At 69.7% G+C, this 15,585-nt stretch carries 14 protein-coding genes; 4 read left to right on the forward strand and 10 right to left on the reverse strand.

Annotation, left to right across the window (positions count from 1 at the left end; all coding sequences use genetic code 11):
- Positions 1–16 precede the first annotated feature (16 nt).
- Genes AB5G72_RS17395 through AB5G72_RS17420 form a run of 6 tightly spaced genes read right to left on the reverse strand, consistent with a single transcriptional unit; the run spans position 17 to position 6,582 of the window.
- A complete protein-coding gene (locus AB5G72_RS17395; RefSeq protein ID WP_317469519.1) occupies positions 17–1,087 on the reverse strand; it encodes an acyl-CoA dehydrogenase family protein in 1,071 nt (356 codons plus the stop codon).
- Positions 1,084–2,253 (reverse strand): acyl-CoA dehydrogenase family protein, encoded by a 1,170-nt coding sequence (locus AB5G72_RS17400; protein ID WP_317469521.1) that lies wholly within the window; start codon positions 2,251–2,253, stop codon positions 1,084–1,086. Before AB5G72_RS17400 ends, AB5G72_RS17395 begins: the two co-directional genes overlap by 4 nt.
- Entirely contained in the window at positions 2,246–3,463 is a 1,218-nt protein-coding gene (locus AB5G72_RS17405; protein WP_317469523.1) for an acyl-CoA dehydrogenase family protein, read from the reverse strand. Before AB5G72_RS17405 ends, AB5G72_RS17400 begins: the two co-directional genes overlap by 8 nt.
- A 16-nt stretch (positions 3,464–3,479) precedes the next feature.
- The gene (locus AB5G72_RS17410) at positions 3,480–5,006 is read right to left on the reverse strand and encodes a class I adenylate-forming enzyme family protein (RefSeq protein ID WP_440220549.1); all 1,527 of its coding nucleotides are present in this window, start codon (positions 5,004–5,006) and stop codon (positions 3,480–3,482) included.
- On the reverse strand, positions 5,003–5,809 hold the full coding sequence (locus tag AB5G72_RS17415) for an SDR family oxidoreductase (protein WP_440221525.1): 807 nt from the start codon (positions 5,807–5,809) through the stop codon (positions 5,003–5,005). Before AB5G72_RS17415 ends, AB5G72_RS17410 begins: the two co-directional genes overlap by 4 nt.
- Positions 5,810–5,820: 11 nt before the next feature.
- The gene (locus AB5G72_RS17420) at positions 5,821–6,582 is read right to left on the reverse strand and encodes an SDR family oxidoreductase (protein WP_120285577.1); all 762 of its coding nucleotides are present in this window, start codon (positions 6,580–6,582) and stop codon (positions 5,821–5,823) included.
- 108 nt (positions 6,583–6,690) lie between these two features.
- On the opposite strand from AB5G72_RS17420, the gene AB5G72_RS17425 reads away from it, so the two are divergent.
- On the forward strand, positions 6,691–7,161 hold the full coding sequence (locus tag AB5G72_RS17425; protein ID WP_163376861.1) for a MaoC family dehydratase: 471 nt from the start codon (positions 6,691–6,693) through the stop codon (positions 7,159–7,161).
- Positions 7,162–7,250: 89 nt separating this feature from the next.
- On the opposite strand, the gene AB5G72_RS17430 is transcribed toward AB5G72_RS17425, so the two are convergent.
- The 3 genes from AB5G72_RS17430 to AB5G72_RS17440 are packed head-to-tail and all read right to left on the reverse strand — an operon-like array spanning position 7,251 to position 9,717.
- Positions 7,251–7,754 carry a thioesterase family protein gene (locus AB5G72_RS17430; protein WP_440220550.1) on the reverse strand — a complete coding sequence of 168 codons (504 nt, stop codon included), beginning with the start codon at positions 7,752–7,754 and terminating at the stop codon, positions 7,251–7,253.
- The gene (locus AB5G72_RS17435; protein ID WP_440220551.1) at positions 7,751–8,704 is read right to left on the reverse strand and encodes an NADPH:quinone oxidoreductase family protein; all 954 of its coding nucleotides are present in this window, start codon (positions 8,702–8,704) and stop codon (positions 7,751–7,753) included. The genes AB5G72_RS17430 and AB5G72_RS17435 overlap by 4 nt, the downstream gene beginning before the upstream one ends.
- An 11-nt stretch (positions 8,705–8,715) precedes the next feature.
- Positions 8,716–9,717 (reverse strand): NADP-dependent oxidoreductase, encoded by a 1,002-nt coding sequence (locus AB5G72_RS17440; RefSeq protein ID WP_440220552.1) that lies wholly within the window; start codon positions 9,715–9,717, stop codon positions 8,716–8,718.
- Positions 9,718–9,848: 131 nt separating this feature from the next.
- Between AB5G72_RS17440 and AB5G72_RS17445 the strand changes: the two genes are divergently transcribed.
- The gene (locus AB5G72_RS17445; protein WP_440220553.1) at positions 9,849–10,634 is read left to right on the forward strand and encodes an SDR family oxidoreductase; all 786 of its coding nucleotides are present in this window, start codon (positions 9,849–9,851) and stop codon (positions 10,632–10,634) included.
- A gap of 28 nt (positions 10,635–10,662) precedes the next feature.
- On the opposite strand, the gene AB5G72_RS17450 is transcribed toward AB5G72_RS17445, so the two are convergent.
- Positions 10,663–11,349, reverse strand: a complete 687-nt coding sequence (locus tag AB5G72_RS17450; protein ID WP_187352398.1) for a TetR/AcrR family transcriptional regulator — start codon at positions 11,347–11,349, stop codon at positions 10,663–10,665.
- Positions 11,350–12,659: 1,310 nt separating this feature from the next.
- Between AB5G72_RS17450 and AB5G72_RS17455 the strand changes: the two genes are divergently transcribed.
- Together AB5G72_RS17455 and AB5G72_RS17460 are read left to right on the forward strand one after the other, a co-directional pair.
- Positions 12,660–14,315: an ABC-F family ATP-binding cassette domain-containing protein gene (locus AB5G72_RS17455; RefSeq protein ID WP_440220554.1), complete on the forward strand. Its 1,656-nt coding sequence runs from the start codon at positions 12,660–12,662 to the stop codon at positions 14,313–14,315.
- Entirely contained in the window at positions 14,312–15,580 is a 1,269-nt protein-coding gene (locus AB5G72_RS17460) for an MFS transporter (RefSeq protein ID WP_132064188.1), read from the forward strand. The genes AB5G72_RS17455 and AB5G72_RS17460 overlap by 4 nt, the downstream gene beginning before the upstream one ends.
- Positions 15,581–15,585 lie beyond the last annotated feature (5 nt).

Below are 15,585 nucleotides of genomic sequence, written 5' to 3' on the forward strand. Positions count from 1 at the left end.
GGGGTCGGGTGGGCGGTCAGCTCGCGGGGAGGTCCACGAGCGCTGCGAGGTCGGTGCGGTGGCGGTCCGGCGTACCGAGGGCGAGTTGGTCGGACTTGGCCCGCTTGAGCCGGGTGTGGACCGGCGCCTCCCACGTCATGCCGATGCCGCCGTGCAGTTGCAGGGCCTCCTCGGTGGCGTGGACGGCCGCGTCGGAGCAGAAGGACTGGGCGAGAGCCTGCGCGACGTACTGGTCGGGGTCCTCGTCGGCGAGCGTGGCGGCGGCGTACCGGGCGGCCGCCTGTGTGGTGACGAGGAGCAGGTAGAGATCGGCCAGCCGGTGCTTGATCGCCTGGAAGGAGCCGATCGGGCGGGCGAACTGCACGCGGGTCTTCGCGTACTCCACCGTGGTCTCGAGGCTCCACCGGGTCAGCCCGAGCTGCTCGGAGGCCAGCAACGCGGCCCCCGCCGCGAGAGCGGCGTCGACGGCGTCGTCGGCCCGGCCCCCGGAGGCGACCTCGGTGCCGGTGCCGGTCACGGTGACCCGGGCCAGCGGCCGGGTCACATCGAGCGAGGTGATCGGCGTGAGGTCCACCTCGTCCCGGCCGCACACGCGAAGGGAGGTCGCGCCCCCTTCGTCCCGGGTCGGGACGAGGAAGAGGTCGGCGCCGAGCGCACCGGCGACCGGCTCGGCCGAGTGGTCCACCGGCGTCCACGCCCCCCGCCGCGCGGTCCACGGCAGGACGAGCGCGGCGGTGCGCTCACCGGCGGCGAGCGCCGGCAGATGTACCTCGTCGCCGGCGTGGACGAGGGCGGTGGTGGCGACGACGGCGCTGGTGAGGAAGGGGACGGGCGCGACGGCGGCTCCCAGCTCCTCGAGGACGACCGCGGCCTCGCGCGCGCTCGCCCCGGCTCCCCCGAGGCTCTCGGGAACGAGCAGACCGGCGAGGCCGAGCTGCTCGGCGAGCGCGCTCCACAGGCCGGTGACGTCGGCGTCGGGCTCGTCGGCCAGACGGGCGGGCAGCGCGTCGTCGAGCGTTCGCTGGAGCGCCGAGCGGACGCTCGAGCGCAGGGACTCCTCGACGTCGGAGTGGAGAAGGTCGATCATCGCGGCACGTCCTTGAAGGCGATCCCCTTGTCGGGGCGGTGGTCGGGGGGTAGGCCGAGCACCCGCTCGGCGATGACATTGCGCATGATCTCGCTCGTGCCCCCCTCGATCGAGTTGCCCTTGGCGCGCAGGTAGCGGTAGCCGGGGCCGTGCCCGAGGAAGGACCCTCCGTCGGGGCGGACCATCGTCCAGTCGTGGTAGGTCAGCCCCTCCTCGGGCGCGACCTCGAGGGCGAAGCCGCTCACCTGCTGCGCCTGGTGGGCGAAGGCGAGCTTCATGGCCGAACTCTCCGGGCCGGGCTGACCGGCCTCGAGGGACTGGCGCAGGCGCTCCCCGGCCAGCCGGGTCACCTCGGTCTCGACCCACCACTGCATGAGCTCGGCGTGGTGGCCGGGCGTGCGCACGGAGGGATCCTCGCGCCAGCGCTGCGCGACGAGGCCGATCTGGCCCGCCTCGCGGTCGCTGCCGGCGCCGATGGCGACGCGCTCGTTGTTGAGGGTCGTCGTCGCGACCTTCCACCCCTGACCGATGGCGCCGACCCGGTGGGTGTCGGGCACGCGGACGCCGGTGAGGAAGACCTCGTTGAACTCCGCCTCGCCGGTGATCTGGCGCAGAGGACGCACCTCGACGCCGGGATCGGTCATGTCGAGCACGAAGTAGGTCATCCCCGCGTGCTTGGGCACGGAGGTGTCGGTCCGGGCGAGGAGGATCGCCAGGTGCGCGTTGTGGGCACCGGAGGTCCAGACCTTCTGCCCATCGACGACCCAGTCGTCGCCGTCACGGACCGCCCGGGTGGCGACGCCCGCGAGGTCGGACCCGGCGCCCGGTTCACTGAAGAGCTGGCACCAGACCTCGGTCCCCGCGAAGAGCGGCCGCAGGTAGCGCTGCTGCATCTCGTCGCTGCCGAAAGCGAGCATCGTCGGGGCGGCCATGCCCAGGCCGATGCTGTTGCGCCCGAGGTCCGGTCGCGGTGCCCGCGCGGCGTCGAGCAGGGCGTCGACCTCGAGTTGGCGTCCGCGGGCCAGGCCCAGTCCCCCCTTGCCCTCGGGGAAGTGGACCCAGGCCAGACCATGGTCGAACTGCGCGGCGAGGAACTCGGCGTCCGGGGTGGTCCGGGGGTCGTGGCTCGCGAGGAGCTGCTCGACCCGCTGCTGCAGATCAGACATCGGCGGTCATCCTGCGGATCTCGTGGCGGGCGAGGGCGTTCTTGTGCACCTCGTCGGGACCGTCGGCGAAGCGCAGGGTGCGCACCTGGGCGTACCACTCCGCCACGGGGAAGTCCTGGCTCAGGCCGCCGGCGCCGTGCACCTGCACCACCTTGTCGAGGATCCACTCGACGGTGGCGGGCGCGGCGATCTTGATGGCCTGGATCTCCGTGTGGGCGCCCTTGTTGCCCACGGTGTCCATGAGCCAGGCGGCCTTGAGGGTGAGCAGGCGAAGCTGCTCGATGCGCACCCGCGACTCGGCGATCCAGTCACGGACGACGCCCTGGTCGGACAGTGGTTTGCCAAAGGCTACGCGGCTCGCGGCCCGGGCGACCATGAGCTCGAGCGAGCGCTCCGCGATACCGATGAGGCGCATGCAGTGGTGGATGCGCCCGGGGCCGAGGCGGGCCTGGGCGATCGCGAAGCCCGCCCCCTCGTCGCCGATGAGGTTGCTCACCGGCACCCGTACGTCGGAGAAGTCGATCTCGGCATGGCCGCCGTGGTCGCGGTCGTCGTAGCCGAAGACCTTCATCCCGCGCCGGATGTCGACGCCGGGGGTGTCTCGTGGCACGAGGATCATCGACTGCTGCCGGTTCCGGCCGGCCGACGGGTCGGTCTTGCCCATGACGATGAAAATCTTGGCGTCGGGGTTCATCGCGCCGGAGATGTACCACTTGCGGCCGGTGATGACGTACTCGTCGCCGTCACGGACGATCGCGCACTCGATGTTGGTCGCGTCGGAGCTGGCCACGCGCGGCTCGGTCATGGCGAAGGCCGAGCGGATCTCACCGGCGAGCAGCGGCTGGAGCCACTGCTCCTTCTGCTCCGGGGTGCCGAACATGTGCAGCACCTCCATGTTGCCCGTGTCGGGCGCCGCGCAGTTGGTCGCAACCGGGGCGATGTGCAGGCTGCGGCCGAGTGTCTCGCACAGCGGCGCGTACTGGAGGTTGGTCAGCCCGGCGCCGTCCTTCCCGGGGAGGAAGAGGTTCCACAACCCCTGACTGCGGGCCGCCTCCTTGGCCCGCTCGATGACCGGTGGCGGAGACCAGCGGTCGGGGGCCGCGTCGAGCTGCTCCTGGTAGGTCGCCTCGATGGGGTAGACGTGCTCGTCCATGAAGGCGTTGAGCTGCTCCTGCAGTTCGGCGGTCCTGGCGTCCGTCGTGAAGTCCACGGGTCGCTCCCTTCGCTCAGGTGGTGGGGGTGGTGGCGCGGGCGGGCCGCTCACCGGTGGTCGCGATGTCGTCGCGGTCGATCTGGCGTTTGAGGATCTTGCCGGTCGCTCCCTTGGGGAGCGCCTCGACGAGGCGGTAGATCCGCGGGACCTTGTAGGAGGCGAGCCGCTCCGCGAGCCAGGCCCGCAGGGCTGCGGGGTCGATCGTCGCGCCGGGCTGTGGGGTGACCACCGCGGCGATCTCTTCGCCGAGCCGCTCGTCGGGGACCCCGATGACCGCCACCTCGAGGACGTCGGGGTGGCCATAGAGGACCTCCTCGACCTCGCGCGGGTAGACGTTGTAGCCGCCGCGGATGACGAGGTCCTTCTTGCGGTCGAGGATCCACAGGTCGCCGTCCTCGTCCATCCGGCCGATGTCCCCGGTGAAGAACCACTCGCCCTCGCGGACGTCGGCCGTGGCGTCGGGCCGGCCCCAGTACTCGCGCATGACCACCGGCCCCGCGATGGCGACCTCGCCGACCTCGCCGGGAGGCAGGTGGTTGCGGTCGTCGTCGACGATCGACAGCCGGCACCCGTCGAGGGCCCGGCCGACGCTCATCTCCTTGCGCGGGTGGATCGCGCGGTTGAAGCTCGCTGCGCCGGTAGTCTCGCTCAGCCCGTAGCCGTCGAGGACCATCGCGCCGAAGCGGTCGCGGAAGGCCTTGGCGACCTTGAGGGGGAGGGCGGCACCACCGGAGCAGGCCAGCCGCAGGTGGGCCAGGTCCTCGGCGGTGACGTCGGTGTCGGCGTGGAGCATGGCATTCCACATCGTCGGCACGCCGGCGAGCGCGGTGAGCTGCTGGTCGGCGGCCAGGCGCAGCAACGCCGCGGCGTCGAAGGGACGCATGAGCGACAGGCTGCCGCCGGGAGTGTAGACGGTGAACATCACCGCGGCCTGGCCGAAGACGTGGAAGAGGGGAAGGGCGGTGCCCATCCGGTCCTCGCGAGTCACCTCGAGCGCCTCGGCGAAGCCGGCGCCGCAGGCGAGCAGGTTGCCGTGGGTGAGCACGGCGCCCTTGGGCGCGCCGGTGGTCCCGGAGGTGTAGAGCAGCACCGCGGCGTCCTCGGACGACACGTCGGCGAGGGCGGGTTGCTCCCGGGGGGCGGCGACGCACCCCGGCTCGAGCAGCCACAGGGGCAGGTCGGCCGCGTTCGCGGTCGCCTCCACCGGCTCGCGACCCTCGTGCCAGCCGAGCGCGGTGGTGCACCCGGCGTCGTCGACGAAGTGGGCCAACTCACGCTGCGTGCACAGCGGGTTGACGGTCACGGCGGTCGCGCCGAGTGCGAGGACCGCGTGGTAGGCGAGGACGAACTCGGCGCTCGTCGGCAGGACCACGAGGACGCGGTCGCCCGGACCGACGCCGAGGTCGACGAGACGCTCCATCGCCCCGCGCACCCCGGTGCGCAACTGCGCATAGGTCCAGTCTCGCTCCCCCTCGCGCAGGGCCACGGCCTCGGGCGTCTCGTCGGCCCAGGTCCACACCAGTCCGGCTGCGTTGGTCATCGGGTCCCTCCCTGAAGGTGTCGCTGGTAGCGCTGCATGCCGTGGATCCACCGGTCGTGGTCGTCCACCTTGCGACGCAGGAACTCCCGCACGTCGGCGTGCGGCGTGACGAGGAAGGCCCCCTCGGCGACCGCGGCGAGCACCTGGTCGGCCACGTCGCGCGGGGCGAGGACCTCGCCCGCGCTCGTCACGGCGGCCGCGGCCACCCGGTCGCCGTCGCCCCCGGTCGAGCTCATGCCGGAGTGGAGCATGTCGGTGTCGACGCCCATCGGGCACACACAGCTGACGCCGACACCGTAAGCGCCGTAGGTGACGGCGAGCCACTCCGCGAAGCCGACGGCGCCGTGCTTGGTCACCGAGTAGGTGGCCGAGCCGATCTGGGTGAGCAGTCCCGCGGCCGAGGCGGTGGAGACGAAGTGCCCGCTCCCCCGCTCGACCCAACCCGGCACGAGCTGCCGGGCGGCGCGCACGTGCGCGAGCAGGTTGACGTCGAGCGCAAGCTGCCACTGCTCGTCGGTGGCGGCCAGGCCGGAGCCGTCGCCGACCCCGGCGTTGGCGAAGAAGAGGTCGACCGGGCCGTGGTGATCCTGCGCGGCGGCGATCATCGCGGCGATCGTCGTGTCGCTGGAGGCGTCCCCCGCGACCGCGACCACGCCGAGCCGCTCGGCCGTGGTGGTCAGCCGCGCCTCGTCGAGGTCGGAGACGACGACCCGCGCGCCGGCCTCGACGAGCGCCTCGGCGAGGGCGGCACCGATGCCGCCCGCGGCGCCGGTGACGACGGCCACCTTGTCCTGCACCTGCATCGCGGCGCCCATCAGTCGCACGGCCCGCCGGCGACGTAGAGGACCTGGCCGGTGGTGAAGCCGGCGCCCTCGCTCGCGAAGAAGGAGACGGCGTGCGCGATGTCGTGCGGCGTGCCGGTGCGGGCCACGGCCGCCTGCTCGCTCGCCATCTTCTTCAGATCATCGAAGGCGATGCCGATGCGCGCCGCGGTCTCCGCGGTCATCTCGGTCTCGATGAAGCCGGGGGCGATCGCGTTGGCGGTGACGCCGAACCTGCCGAGCTCGATGGCCAGGGTCTTGGTGAGACCCTGCATGCCGGCCTTGGCGGCCGAGTAGTTGGCTTGGCCGCGGTTTCCCTGCGCCGACGTCGAGGAGAGGTTGACGATTCGACCGAAGCGCTCCTGCGTCATGTACGCCTGGCAGGCCCTGGTCATGAGGAAGGCCCCGCGCAGGTGGACCGCCATGACGGCGTCCCAGTCCTCGACGGACATCTTGAAGATCAGATTGTCGCGGATGATGCCGGCGTTGTTGACCAGGACCGTGGGCGCACCGAGTTCGTCGGCGACGCGCGCGACGGCCGCCTCAACCTGCTCGGGATCCGACACGTCGGCGCCGACGGCGAGCGCCCGGCCCCCGTTCGCGACGATCTCCTCGACGACGCCCGCGCAGGCGGACTCGTCGAGATCGAGGACGGCGACGGCCATCCCGTCGTCGGCCAGGCGACGGGCGACGCCCGCGCCGATACCTCGGGCCGCGCCGGTGACGACGGCGATGCGCTGGTGGTCAGTGGTCATGTGAGAACTCCTGTGGTCTCGACTGCCGGATGACTCGAAACATACTTGAATCCGGCTTCAGGTTCAACTAGATTCGGGGAGTATCGTCCGCGACCGAAGGAGCTCATCGTGACCCAGACCACCCAGCGCCGCCCGACCTCCGTGCAGGACCTCCAGGACCTCGTGGGGGTGGAGCTCGGCCCCACCGAGTGGCACGTCGTCGACCAGTCGCGCATCGACGGCTTCGCCGACCTCACCGGCGACCACCAGTGGATCCACGTCGACCCCGCGCGGGCGGCGGACTCCCCCTTCGGGTCGACGATCGCGCACGGCCTCTACAGCCTCTCGCGCACGCCCGCCTTCCTCGAGGAGCTCATGGCCTTCGACGGGTTCGCGCACAGCCTCAACTACGGCTACGACAAGGTCCGCTTCATCCACCCGCTGCCGGTGGATTCGCGGATCCGGCTGCGCGCCAGCCTGACGTCGGTCGAGGAGACGTCACCGGGCGCGGTCAAGGTCGTCACCATGCTGACCGTCGAGGCGGAGGGCATCGACAAGCCGATCCTCATCGCCGAGTCGATCGGCCGCTTCACCGTCTGACCCCTACTTCACCGTCAGACCCCTGCACACACGAGAGGACCGCACCTGCCGAGCAGGTGCGGTCCTCGTTCGTCAGGGCCGGGGTCCGGTCAGCGGCGCACGCCCATGGCCCCCGAGAGCGGCAGCTGCCACCCGAGGGCCCGGTGGGCGGCCACCTCGTCGTCGATCCGCTGCGCGACGTCGGCCGGGAAGGATGCGGCGCGGCGCGTGGCGAGGTCGACGTGGCCCTCGATCACCTCGAGCGTGTTGGCGATGCGCCCGGTCGTGCGGTTGAGAACGACCGAGATGCCGTGGAAGACCTTGTCACCGCGGTCGAGCCACCGCACGTGCACCGAGACCTCCTCGCCGATGTGGACCTCGTGGAAGAAGCGCAGGTGCTGCTCCATACTGAAGACCCCCAGGTGCCGGCTGGTGCGGTAGGCGTCGTCGATCCCCACCCGGCGCAGCGCCTCCTCGGCGCCCCGGATGTGGAAGCCGTAGAAGTGGGCGACGTTGACGTGGCCGTTGCCGTCCTCCCACTCGCGCCCGGCGACGGTGCTGCAGGCAGCCGGGATTCGGTCGATCTCCTTGACGGGGGGCAGACTACCGCTCACGGCACCAGCACGACCTTGCCGGTGACCGTCCGGCCCTCGAGGGAGCGCAGCGCCGCCGCCGCGTCCTCGAGCGGGTGGGTCGCCCCGACGACGGGCCGTAGGGCCCCACTGCGCAGGTGCGGGAGCATCGCCTCCCACTCCTTACCGACGTGGCCGAGACGGGACAGGGCGTAGGCACCCCAGCCGACCCCCACGACGGAGACGTTGTTGAGCAGTAGCCGGTTGACCTTGACCTCGGGGATCGAGCCGGCGGTGAAGCCGATGACGAGGAGGCGGCCGTGCTCGCGCAGACAGCGCAGCGAGTCGGTGAAACGGTCGCCGCCGACGGGATCGACCACGACGTCGACGCTCGCCTTGCCGACGGCCTCGAGGAAGCCGTCGGCGAGGACCACCTCGTCCGCACCCGCGGCCCGGGCGATCTCCCCCTTCTCCTGCGTGGAGACCACTCCGATGACCGTGCCCGCCCCGAAGGCCTTGGCCACCTGGATGGCCGCGGTCCCGATGCCACCGGCGGCGCCGTGGACGAGGACGGTCTCCCCCTCGGCGAGGTGGCCGCGCTCGACGAGCGCGAAGTAGACCGTCGCGTAGTTGAAGATGAAGGAGGCCCCCTCCTCGAAGCCGACCTCGTCGGGCAGGACAAAGGTGAGGTCGGGGCGGGCCAGGGCCTGCTCCGCGAACCCTCCGAGCAGCGTGAGGGCGGCGACGCGGTCACCGACGGACAGGCCACTGCCCTCGGGGGCCGCGGTGACGACGCCGGCGACCTCTGCCCCCGGGACAAAGGGGAGGTCAGGCTTGACCTGGTACAGGCCGCGCGTCTGGAGCAGCTCGGGGAAGGCGACCCCGGCCGCCTTGACCTCGATGGTCACGAGGTCCTCGTGGTGCGGGTCGGGCAGGTCGACGACCTCGACGGAGTCCGGGCCGTCGAGCGAGGAGATGTGGATGGCGCGCATGGTGGGTCCCTTCAGATCTTCAGGAGGAGCTTGCCGGTGTTGACCCCGTCGAAGAGGCCGAGCAGGGCGTCGGGGAAGGCGGGGACCCCGCCCTCGAGGACGGTCTCGCTCGGGACGAGGCGGTCCTCGGCGATGAGTCGGGAGATCTCGGCGACGCCCTCGGGGTAGCGGTCCGCGTAGTCGAACACGACGAAGCCCTGCATCGTCGCGCGGAAGACCAGCAGCGACATGTAGCGTCGAGGCCCCTCGGCGAGGGTCTCGTCGTTGTAGGCCGAGATCGCGCCGCAGAGGACGACCCGGGCACCGCGGCGCAGGTTGGCCAGTGCGGCGTCGAGGAGCTCGCCGCCGACGTTGTCGAAGTAGATGTCGATCCCGTTGGGGGCCGCCTTGCGGACCTGGCGCAGCAGGTCGCCGTCCCGCCGGTCGATGACCTCGTCGAGACCGAGCTCACGCAACCAGGCGACCTTGTCCGGGCCGCCGGCGACACCGATGACCCGGGCCCCCATGGCCTTGGCCAGCTGGGCGACGGTACTGCCGACCGCGCCGGCCGCCGCGGACACGAGGACGGTGTCACCGGCCCGCACCCGACCGACGTCGACGAGACCGAAGTACGCGGTCATGCCGGGCATGCCGAGTGCGCCCAGCCAGGTGCTCATCGGCGCGACATCGAGGTCAAGGTGGGTGACCCCGTCCGTGTCCGACAGGGCGTACTCGCACACGCCGAAGCTGCCGCTGACCACGTCGCCGACGGCGAAGTCGGGGTGCTGCGAGGCGATGACCTCGCCAGCGCCCAGGGCCCGCATGACGTCGCCGATGCCGACCGGGGGGATGTAGGAGCGCACGTCGTTGAGCCAGCCGCGCATTGCCGGGTCGAGTGAGACGAGGTCGACGCGCACGAGGATCTCGCCGGGTCCGGGGTCGGGCACCTCGCTCGTCGTGAGGTCCCAGGTGCTCGCGTCGGGGCGGCCCTGCGGGCGGGCGGCGAGGCGGATCTCCTGCGAGGTCCGGGTCATGGGGCTGCTCCTGTGCTCGATCGGATGTCCTCGCCACCCTCCCACAACGTGAATCGTGATTCAACTACTGTTGAATCGTGATTCAAGTACGACTACCGTCGACCCACCACCACCCGACGCGAAGGACCACCATGGACATCCCCGCCCTCTTCTCACTCGACGGACGAGTCGCCCTCGTGACCGGCGGCTCCCGCGGCATCGGCCGCATGATCGCCGAGGGCCTGCTCGCCCAGGGCGCGACCGTCTACATCACCGCACGCAAGGAGGAGGCCTGCCGGGCCACCGCGGCCGAACTGACCGCGATCCACGGCGACGGGCGGTGCGTCGCCCTCCCCCACGACATCTCGACGACCGCCGGCATCGCCGCCCTCCTGGAGGCCTTCCGCGAGCACGAGGACCACCTCGACGTGCTGGTCAACAACGCCGGGGCGGCCTGGGGCGAGCCCTTCGACGATTTCTCCGAGAGCGGCTGGGACAAGGTCATGGACCTCAACGTCAAGGCACCCTTCTTCCTCACCCAGGCCGCCAAGGGCCTGCTGCTCGCCGGCCGCGAGCGGACCGGCCACCTGGCCAAGGTCATCAACATCGCCTCGATCGACGGACTCTCACTCAACCCGATGGAGACGTACTCGTACCACGCGAGCAAGGCCGGCATCGTCCACCTGACCAAGCGGATGGCGGTGCGCCTGGCGCCCGAGGGCATCATCGTCAGCGCGATCGCCCCCGGCGCCTTCGCCTCGAACATGAACAAGGAGGCACGCGACCACGGCGACGAGATCACCGGGCAGATCCCCTCCGGACGCATCGGCCGCCCCGAGGACATGGCGGGCGCAGCGGTCTACCTGGCCTCGGACGCCGGCGACTACGTCGTCGGCAGCACCCTCACCGTCGACGGCGGGGTCACCATCGCCCGCTGACCGCGCACGGGGCTGCGCGCCGGACGGCTCAATCCTCGCGCAGCTCCGGCGTCGTCAGCCCCAGGGCATTGGTCCACAGCCGGGTCGCTGTCTCGACGAGGTCGTCGACGGACTCGACGACCGCGCCCCCGGTGAAGGCCTCGTAGGCCAGTCGGGCGACCATCCCGGACAGGGCCATCGCGGCCATCGAGGCATCGACACCGCGATCGGCGAGACCCCGCTCCTGCAGGTCCGCGATGGCGCGTGCGTTGCGCGTGACGAACGCCATCGAGCGCGCGTTGCGCAGGTCGCGGAAGCGTGGGTTGAGCGCCGCCACCTGCTGGAGGAGCATGTTGAGGCGGGCATTGCGCCGGTACGCCTCGAAGTAGGCGCGGTTGCTCGCGGCGATGATCGCCACGGGGTCATCGCTCGCCTCGATGCGGCCCGTCCCGGGGTGGAGCATGTCGCTCTGCGCCTGGTAGAGGACGGCGGCGAAGACCTCGTCCTTGCTGTCGAACCACGTGTAGAAGCTGCCGATCGAGCACTTGGCCTCGGCGGCGATGTCGATCAACCGGGAGTCGACGTAGCCGTCGCGCTCGAAGACCGTGCGGGCCGCCGCGATGAGCGCCTCGCGGGTGCGCCGACCCCGCGCCGTCTGCGGCTGCGGCTGGGTGCCCATACGTGCGGCGTCGACGAGGTCGGGGGCCTCCGTGCTGGTGTCGCTGTCGCCGGGCATGGCGATAATGCTAGCGGGTGTTTGTACTTGTTCGTCGGGGGTCAGGCGCTGCACGGAGGAGCCTGTTAAGATCCCTGTGTATGCGGATGGTCAGAGGCAGGGTTTGATTCGGTTGAATCGCCCTGGCCCCGTCGGAGGGTCTTGCTGAATCAGGCGGCCTGAGGTTCGGTCGCCTGGTTGGAACGGCGGTTTGGCAAACTGAAAAACTGTTTGACAACCGACGACGAGAGCTACTGCCGCGCAAGGCGAAAGCTGGGATTTTCACCAGCGCAGACACCCGCGGCGCGCGGTGACGCGGCCGCTCAGACGACTCGTGGGCCAAGCCCATCGGGTGTTAGGAACGCCTTTCGGAAAGCGCCGTTCTGACAATCGGATAGCGCGCGTATGAGCATCCGATAGCGGACCCGCAGGGAGTCGCTCGGCTCGCGCGCATTCGACCGGTGTCCGCCGTTCCACGGCGAACGCACGGGCCGCGCGCGACATTGGGTCCGGGTTGGTGCCCGCTTCTTGATCCTCACCGACCGGACGGGCAGGTTGGGATGCACCGCTCTGAGTGAGTCACACGCCATTTCCGTGGGGTTCAATGACGTGCTGCTCGTCCCCTGGGCACTGGATGGCCATCCGGGGAGCTGGGGTGCCCTGAAGTTCCAGGTCACAATTGTTAGCAGCTGGCGGCGCGTTGGGGGTGGTCAGGCTGGCGGCCCTCCGCCAACTGGGCGGGGGACTTGGTCAAGTGCTCGGCGTCGGTGTTCGAAGGAGCGACACCGGTTCGGCCTGCCCGACGCGATCAAGAGGACGTCCGCGTTGTCACCGCCTGGGCCCGGGCGAGCAGGAGGAAACGGGGAGCCTGGCGGGTGGCACCTGATCCCATCAAGGCGCTACCCGGTAGCCGTCCGAACGCTATCCGATCGTCAGAACCGTGCTATCCGAAGCACGTCCCAAACACATCGGGTCGCGGTGTTGCGCAGGGCACCCTCAGCCATACCGGCGGGACCAGTGGTTGCGGGCGCGGGGTTCGGCAATGTTAGACGAGGACTGCGTGGTCGAGTTCGAGGTGCCAGCCAGTCGAACAGCTGGGCCCCGTCCGTCGCCTAACGTGGCAGCAGATCGGCTGCAGGAAGACATACCGGCGGCATGCGGTACACTTTTTCCGTGCATCTGTACTTCCTGTGACGGCTGAGTAGGCCCACCGCGCTCGTTGAGTATTCCGAGTCTGCGGCGGCCGCTCGTTCTGACCCTTCTGGGTCGCCGTCAGTTGCGTACCTATCTGCCTGTTCGTGGCCGGTGGTGCGTCGTCTCGAAGGACTACAATGCTCACCCCGATAAACCGTCATCCGGCGCGCCAGCGCGCGCAGCTCATCGCTTCCGACGTGTCTTTAATGCGCGGAGCCACGCCCGTTCTCCATCATGTCGACCTCACCCTCACTTTCTCATCGCGTGTCGCGATCGTGGGCGAGAACGGGCAGGGGAAATCGACGCTCCTGCAGGTGCTCGCTGGCGTCCTGGCCCCGGACTCCGGAACAGTCCAGTGCATCGGCACGATCGGTGTTGCCGAGCAAGAGATGACCGCCACTGACAGTCGAACTGTTGGACAGGCGGTCACGGAGGCGATCGCCGAACCTCTGGCCGCGTTGGAGGCACTCGACGCCGCCGCTCTCGCTCTCGCGGACAACACGGACCGGGCGGAGGAGCAGTACGCGGCCGCGTTGGAACATGCCGAAGCGCTCGATGCGTGGGATGCCGAACGGCGCGTGCAGGTCGCGCTCGAAGCGCTCGACACGGAGACGGACACGACCAGGCTTCTCGCAGACCTCTCGGTGGGACAGCGTTATCGGGTACGGCTGGCGTGCCTTCTGGGCGCCGATCACGACTTTCTCCTGCTTGATGAGCCCACCAACCACCTCGACCGAAGCGGGCTCGGGTTCTTGGCCACGCAGCTCCGAGCGCGGAGCGGGGGTGTTGTCGTCGTCAGCCACGATCGTGCGCTGCTGTCCGACATCGCGGAGACCATCGTCGACCTCGACCCGACGCCGGACGATCGGCCGCGCGTGTACGGGAATGGCTATGCCGGCTACCGGGAGGGGCGCCTGGCCGAGCGGGAACGCTGGGAACAGGACTACGACCGCCAGCAGGCCGAGCATGCTCGACTGCAGGACAGTCTCAGCGCCGCGCAGAACCGATTGGTCTCGGGATGGAGACCAGAGAAGGGCACCAACAAGCATGGGCGCGCCACCCGGGCCAGCGGGCTCGTGCAGAACGTGCACCGACGCCAGGAAGCACTGGAAGCCCACGCCGTCACCGTGCCGGAACCGCCTCAGCTCTTCCGGTTCCCCGACCTCCCCACACGCACTGGGGCGGTTCTCCTCAGCGTCGATCAGGTCAGCGTCGCTGGGCGGTTGACCCGGCCAGTGTCGTTCTCACTCTCCCACCGCGGCCGTCTCGTCGTGACCGGCCCGAACGGTGCCGGCAAGTCCACACTGCTGAGCGTGGTCGGCGGTGAGCTGGCGCCGGACACGGGAGCGGTTCGAACGCCTCGGAGCACGCGCTTGGGCTTTCTCCATCAGGAGACGACCCTGCCGCCTGAGCGGAGAGCGAGCGAGGTGTACGCCACGCACGTCGGCGCGCTGGTGTCCGAAGGCACTTTGCTGGAGTCGGATGCGATCGGGCTCTCTCAGCTTGGTCTGCTGCGCCCGCGCGAGGCGGGCAAACGAGTGGGTGAGCTCTCGATGGGGCAGCAGCGCCGGCTCGATCTGGCGCTCGTGCTCGCGATGCGCCCGCATGTGCTGCTCCTGGACGAACCCACCAACCACCTTTCCATCGCGCTCGTTGACGAACTCACCGACGCGCTCGGAGCAACCACGGCGGCGGTCGTCCTGTCAACGCACGATCGGCAGCTGCTCCGTGACGTTGACGAATGGCCGAGCCTCGAACTGACTTCGATGGTCGAAGGCGAGGCCCTGGTATGAGCGAAATGAACCTCAACCGGATACGTGCCCTGCGGCCACTGGCTTCGCGGGACTATCGCCTCCTGTTCGCCGCGGTCGGCATCGAGGTCTTCGGCACCGGGATGTGGACCATCGTGATGGTCTTCCAAGTGCTCGCGCTCGATGACAGCCCGCTCGCGCTCTCAGCGGTCGCAACAGGGATGAGCTTGGGCCTGTTCACCTTCTCGATCCTTGGTGGCGTTGTCGCCGATCGGTTCTCCAAACGCCGCATCATCATCACCGTGCAGGGATGCACCGCGGCTGTGATGATCGTGGTGGCAGTCCTGTCCCTCACCGAGACGATCGAACTGTGTCACGTCGGCGTTGCCTCATTCGCGATGGGCGCAGGAAGCGCGTTCTTCTACCCCGCCTACAGCGCGTATTTACCTCAGGTGCTTCCGCCTGAGCAGCTCCTCGCAGCGAACGGGCTCGAAGGTGCTCTCCGCCCCTCATTGGGGCAGGGCCTCGGTCCCGCCCTCGGCGGAGTCATCGTCGGCATATTCTTCCCCGCCATCGGGGCCGTCATCGTCGCAGCCTCGTACGCAATCGCGTTCATCCTCACCCTGTTCCTCAGCCGACGCGACGAGCCGACCACGGCCACGTCTCCGGAGCAGCACACGAGCGTGTGGGGCGACCTTCGAGCAGGCGTGAACTATGTGGTTCACACCCGCTGGTTGCTCTGGACCCTGATTTTCGGATCCTCGCTCGCTCTCATCATCCAGGGACCGATCGAAGTGCTGCTGCCCTTCATCACTCGCGACAGGTTCGAGGACGCCGAATCCACGTTCGGCTTCCTTCTCGCCGCATTCGGCATCGGTGGGGCTATCGGCTCACTCGTTGTGTCGTCGCTGAAACTCCCGCGTCGCTACCTCACGTTCATGATCGCCTGTTGGGGCGGCGGAACCCTCCCTCTCGCGGTCATCGGCGTCGCCGACAATCTGATCCTGATGCTCGCAGCCCTGTTCATCGTCGGCGCAGCGACCGGAGCCGGTGTCGTCATCTGGGGAACCCTGCTGCAACGCTTGGTGCCGCTCGACATGATCGGCCGAGTCGCGAGCCTCGACTTCTTCGTCTCGATAACCTTCATGCCGGTCTCGATCGCGGTCGCAGGACCGCTCTCGCTGCTCGTACCCATCCCGGTGATTTTCACCATCGCCGGCATCGCTCCACCCGTACTTGCGCTGATCGCGTTGCTGGCAGGACGTATGCGCGAAAGCGAGATAGAACGCCTTCTGGACGAACGGTGAGACGC

Source organism: Dietzia sp. MNB45 (assembly GCF_051994785.1).
Classification (GTDB): Bacteria; Actinomycetota; Actinomycetes; order Mycobacteriales; family Mycobacteriaceae; genus Dietzia; species Dietzia kunjamensis.

Bases quoted from the DNA above. Each gene is read 5' to 3' on its own strand.
- AB5G72_RS17395 (WP_317469519.1), bottom strand. From the start codon at position 1,087: ATGATCGACCTTCTCCACTCCGACGTCGAGGAGTCCCTGCGCTCGAGC.
- AB5G72_RS17400 (WP_317469521.1), bottom strand. From the start codon at position 2,253: ATGTCTGATCTGCAGCAGCGGGTCGAGCAGCTCCTCGCGAGCCACGAC.
- AB5G72_RS17410 (WP_440220549.1), bottom strand. From the start codon at position 5,006: ATGACCAACGCAGCCGGACTGGTGTGGACCTGGGCCGACGAGACGCCC.
- AB5G72_RS17415 (WP_440221525.1), bottom strand. From the start codon at position 5,809: ATGCAGGTGCAGGACAAGGTGGCCGTCGTCACCGGCGCCGCGGGCGGC.
- AB5G72_RS17420 (WP_120285577.1), bottom strand. From the start codon at position 6,582: ATGACCACTGACCACCAGCGCATCGCCGTCGTCACCGGCGCGGCCCGA.
- AB5G72_RS17435 (WP_440220551.1), bottom strand. From the start codon at position 8,704: ATGCGCGCCATCCACATCTCCTCGCTCGACGGCCCGGACTCCGTCGAG.
- AB5G72_RS17440 (WP_440220552.1), bottom strand. From the start codon at position 9,717: ATGACCCGGACCTCGCAGGAGATCCGCCTCGCCGCCCGCCCGCAGGGC.
- AB5G72_RS17445 (WP_440220553.1), top strand. From the start codon at position 9,849: ATGGACATCCCCGCCCTCTTCTCACTCGACGGACGAGTCGCCCTCGTG.
- AB5G72_RS17450 (WP_187352398.1), bottom strand. From the start codon at position 11,349: ATGCCCGGCGACAGCGACACCAGCACGGAGGCCCCCGACCTCGTCGAC.
- AB5G72_RS17455 (WP_440220554.1), top strand. From the start codon at position 12,660: ATGCTCACCCCGATAAACCGTCATCCGGCGCGCCAGCGCGCGCAGCTC.
- AB5G72_RS17460 (WP_132064188.1), top strand. From the start codon at position 14,312: ATGAGCGAAATGAACCTCAACCGGATACGTGCCCTGCGGCCACTGGCT.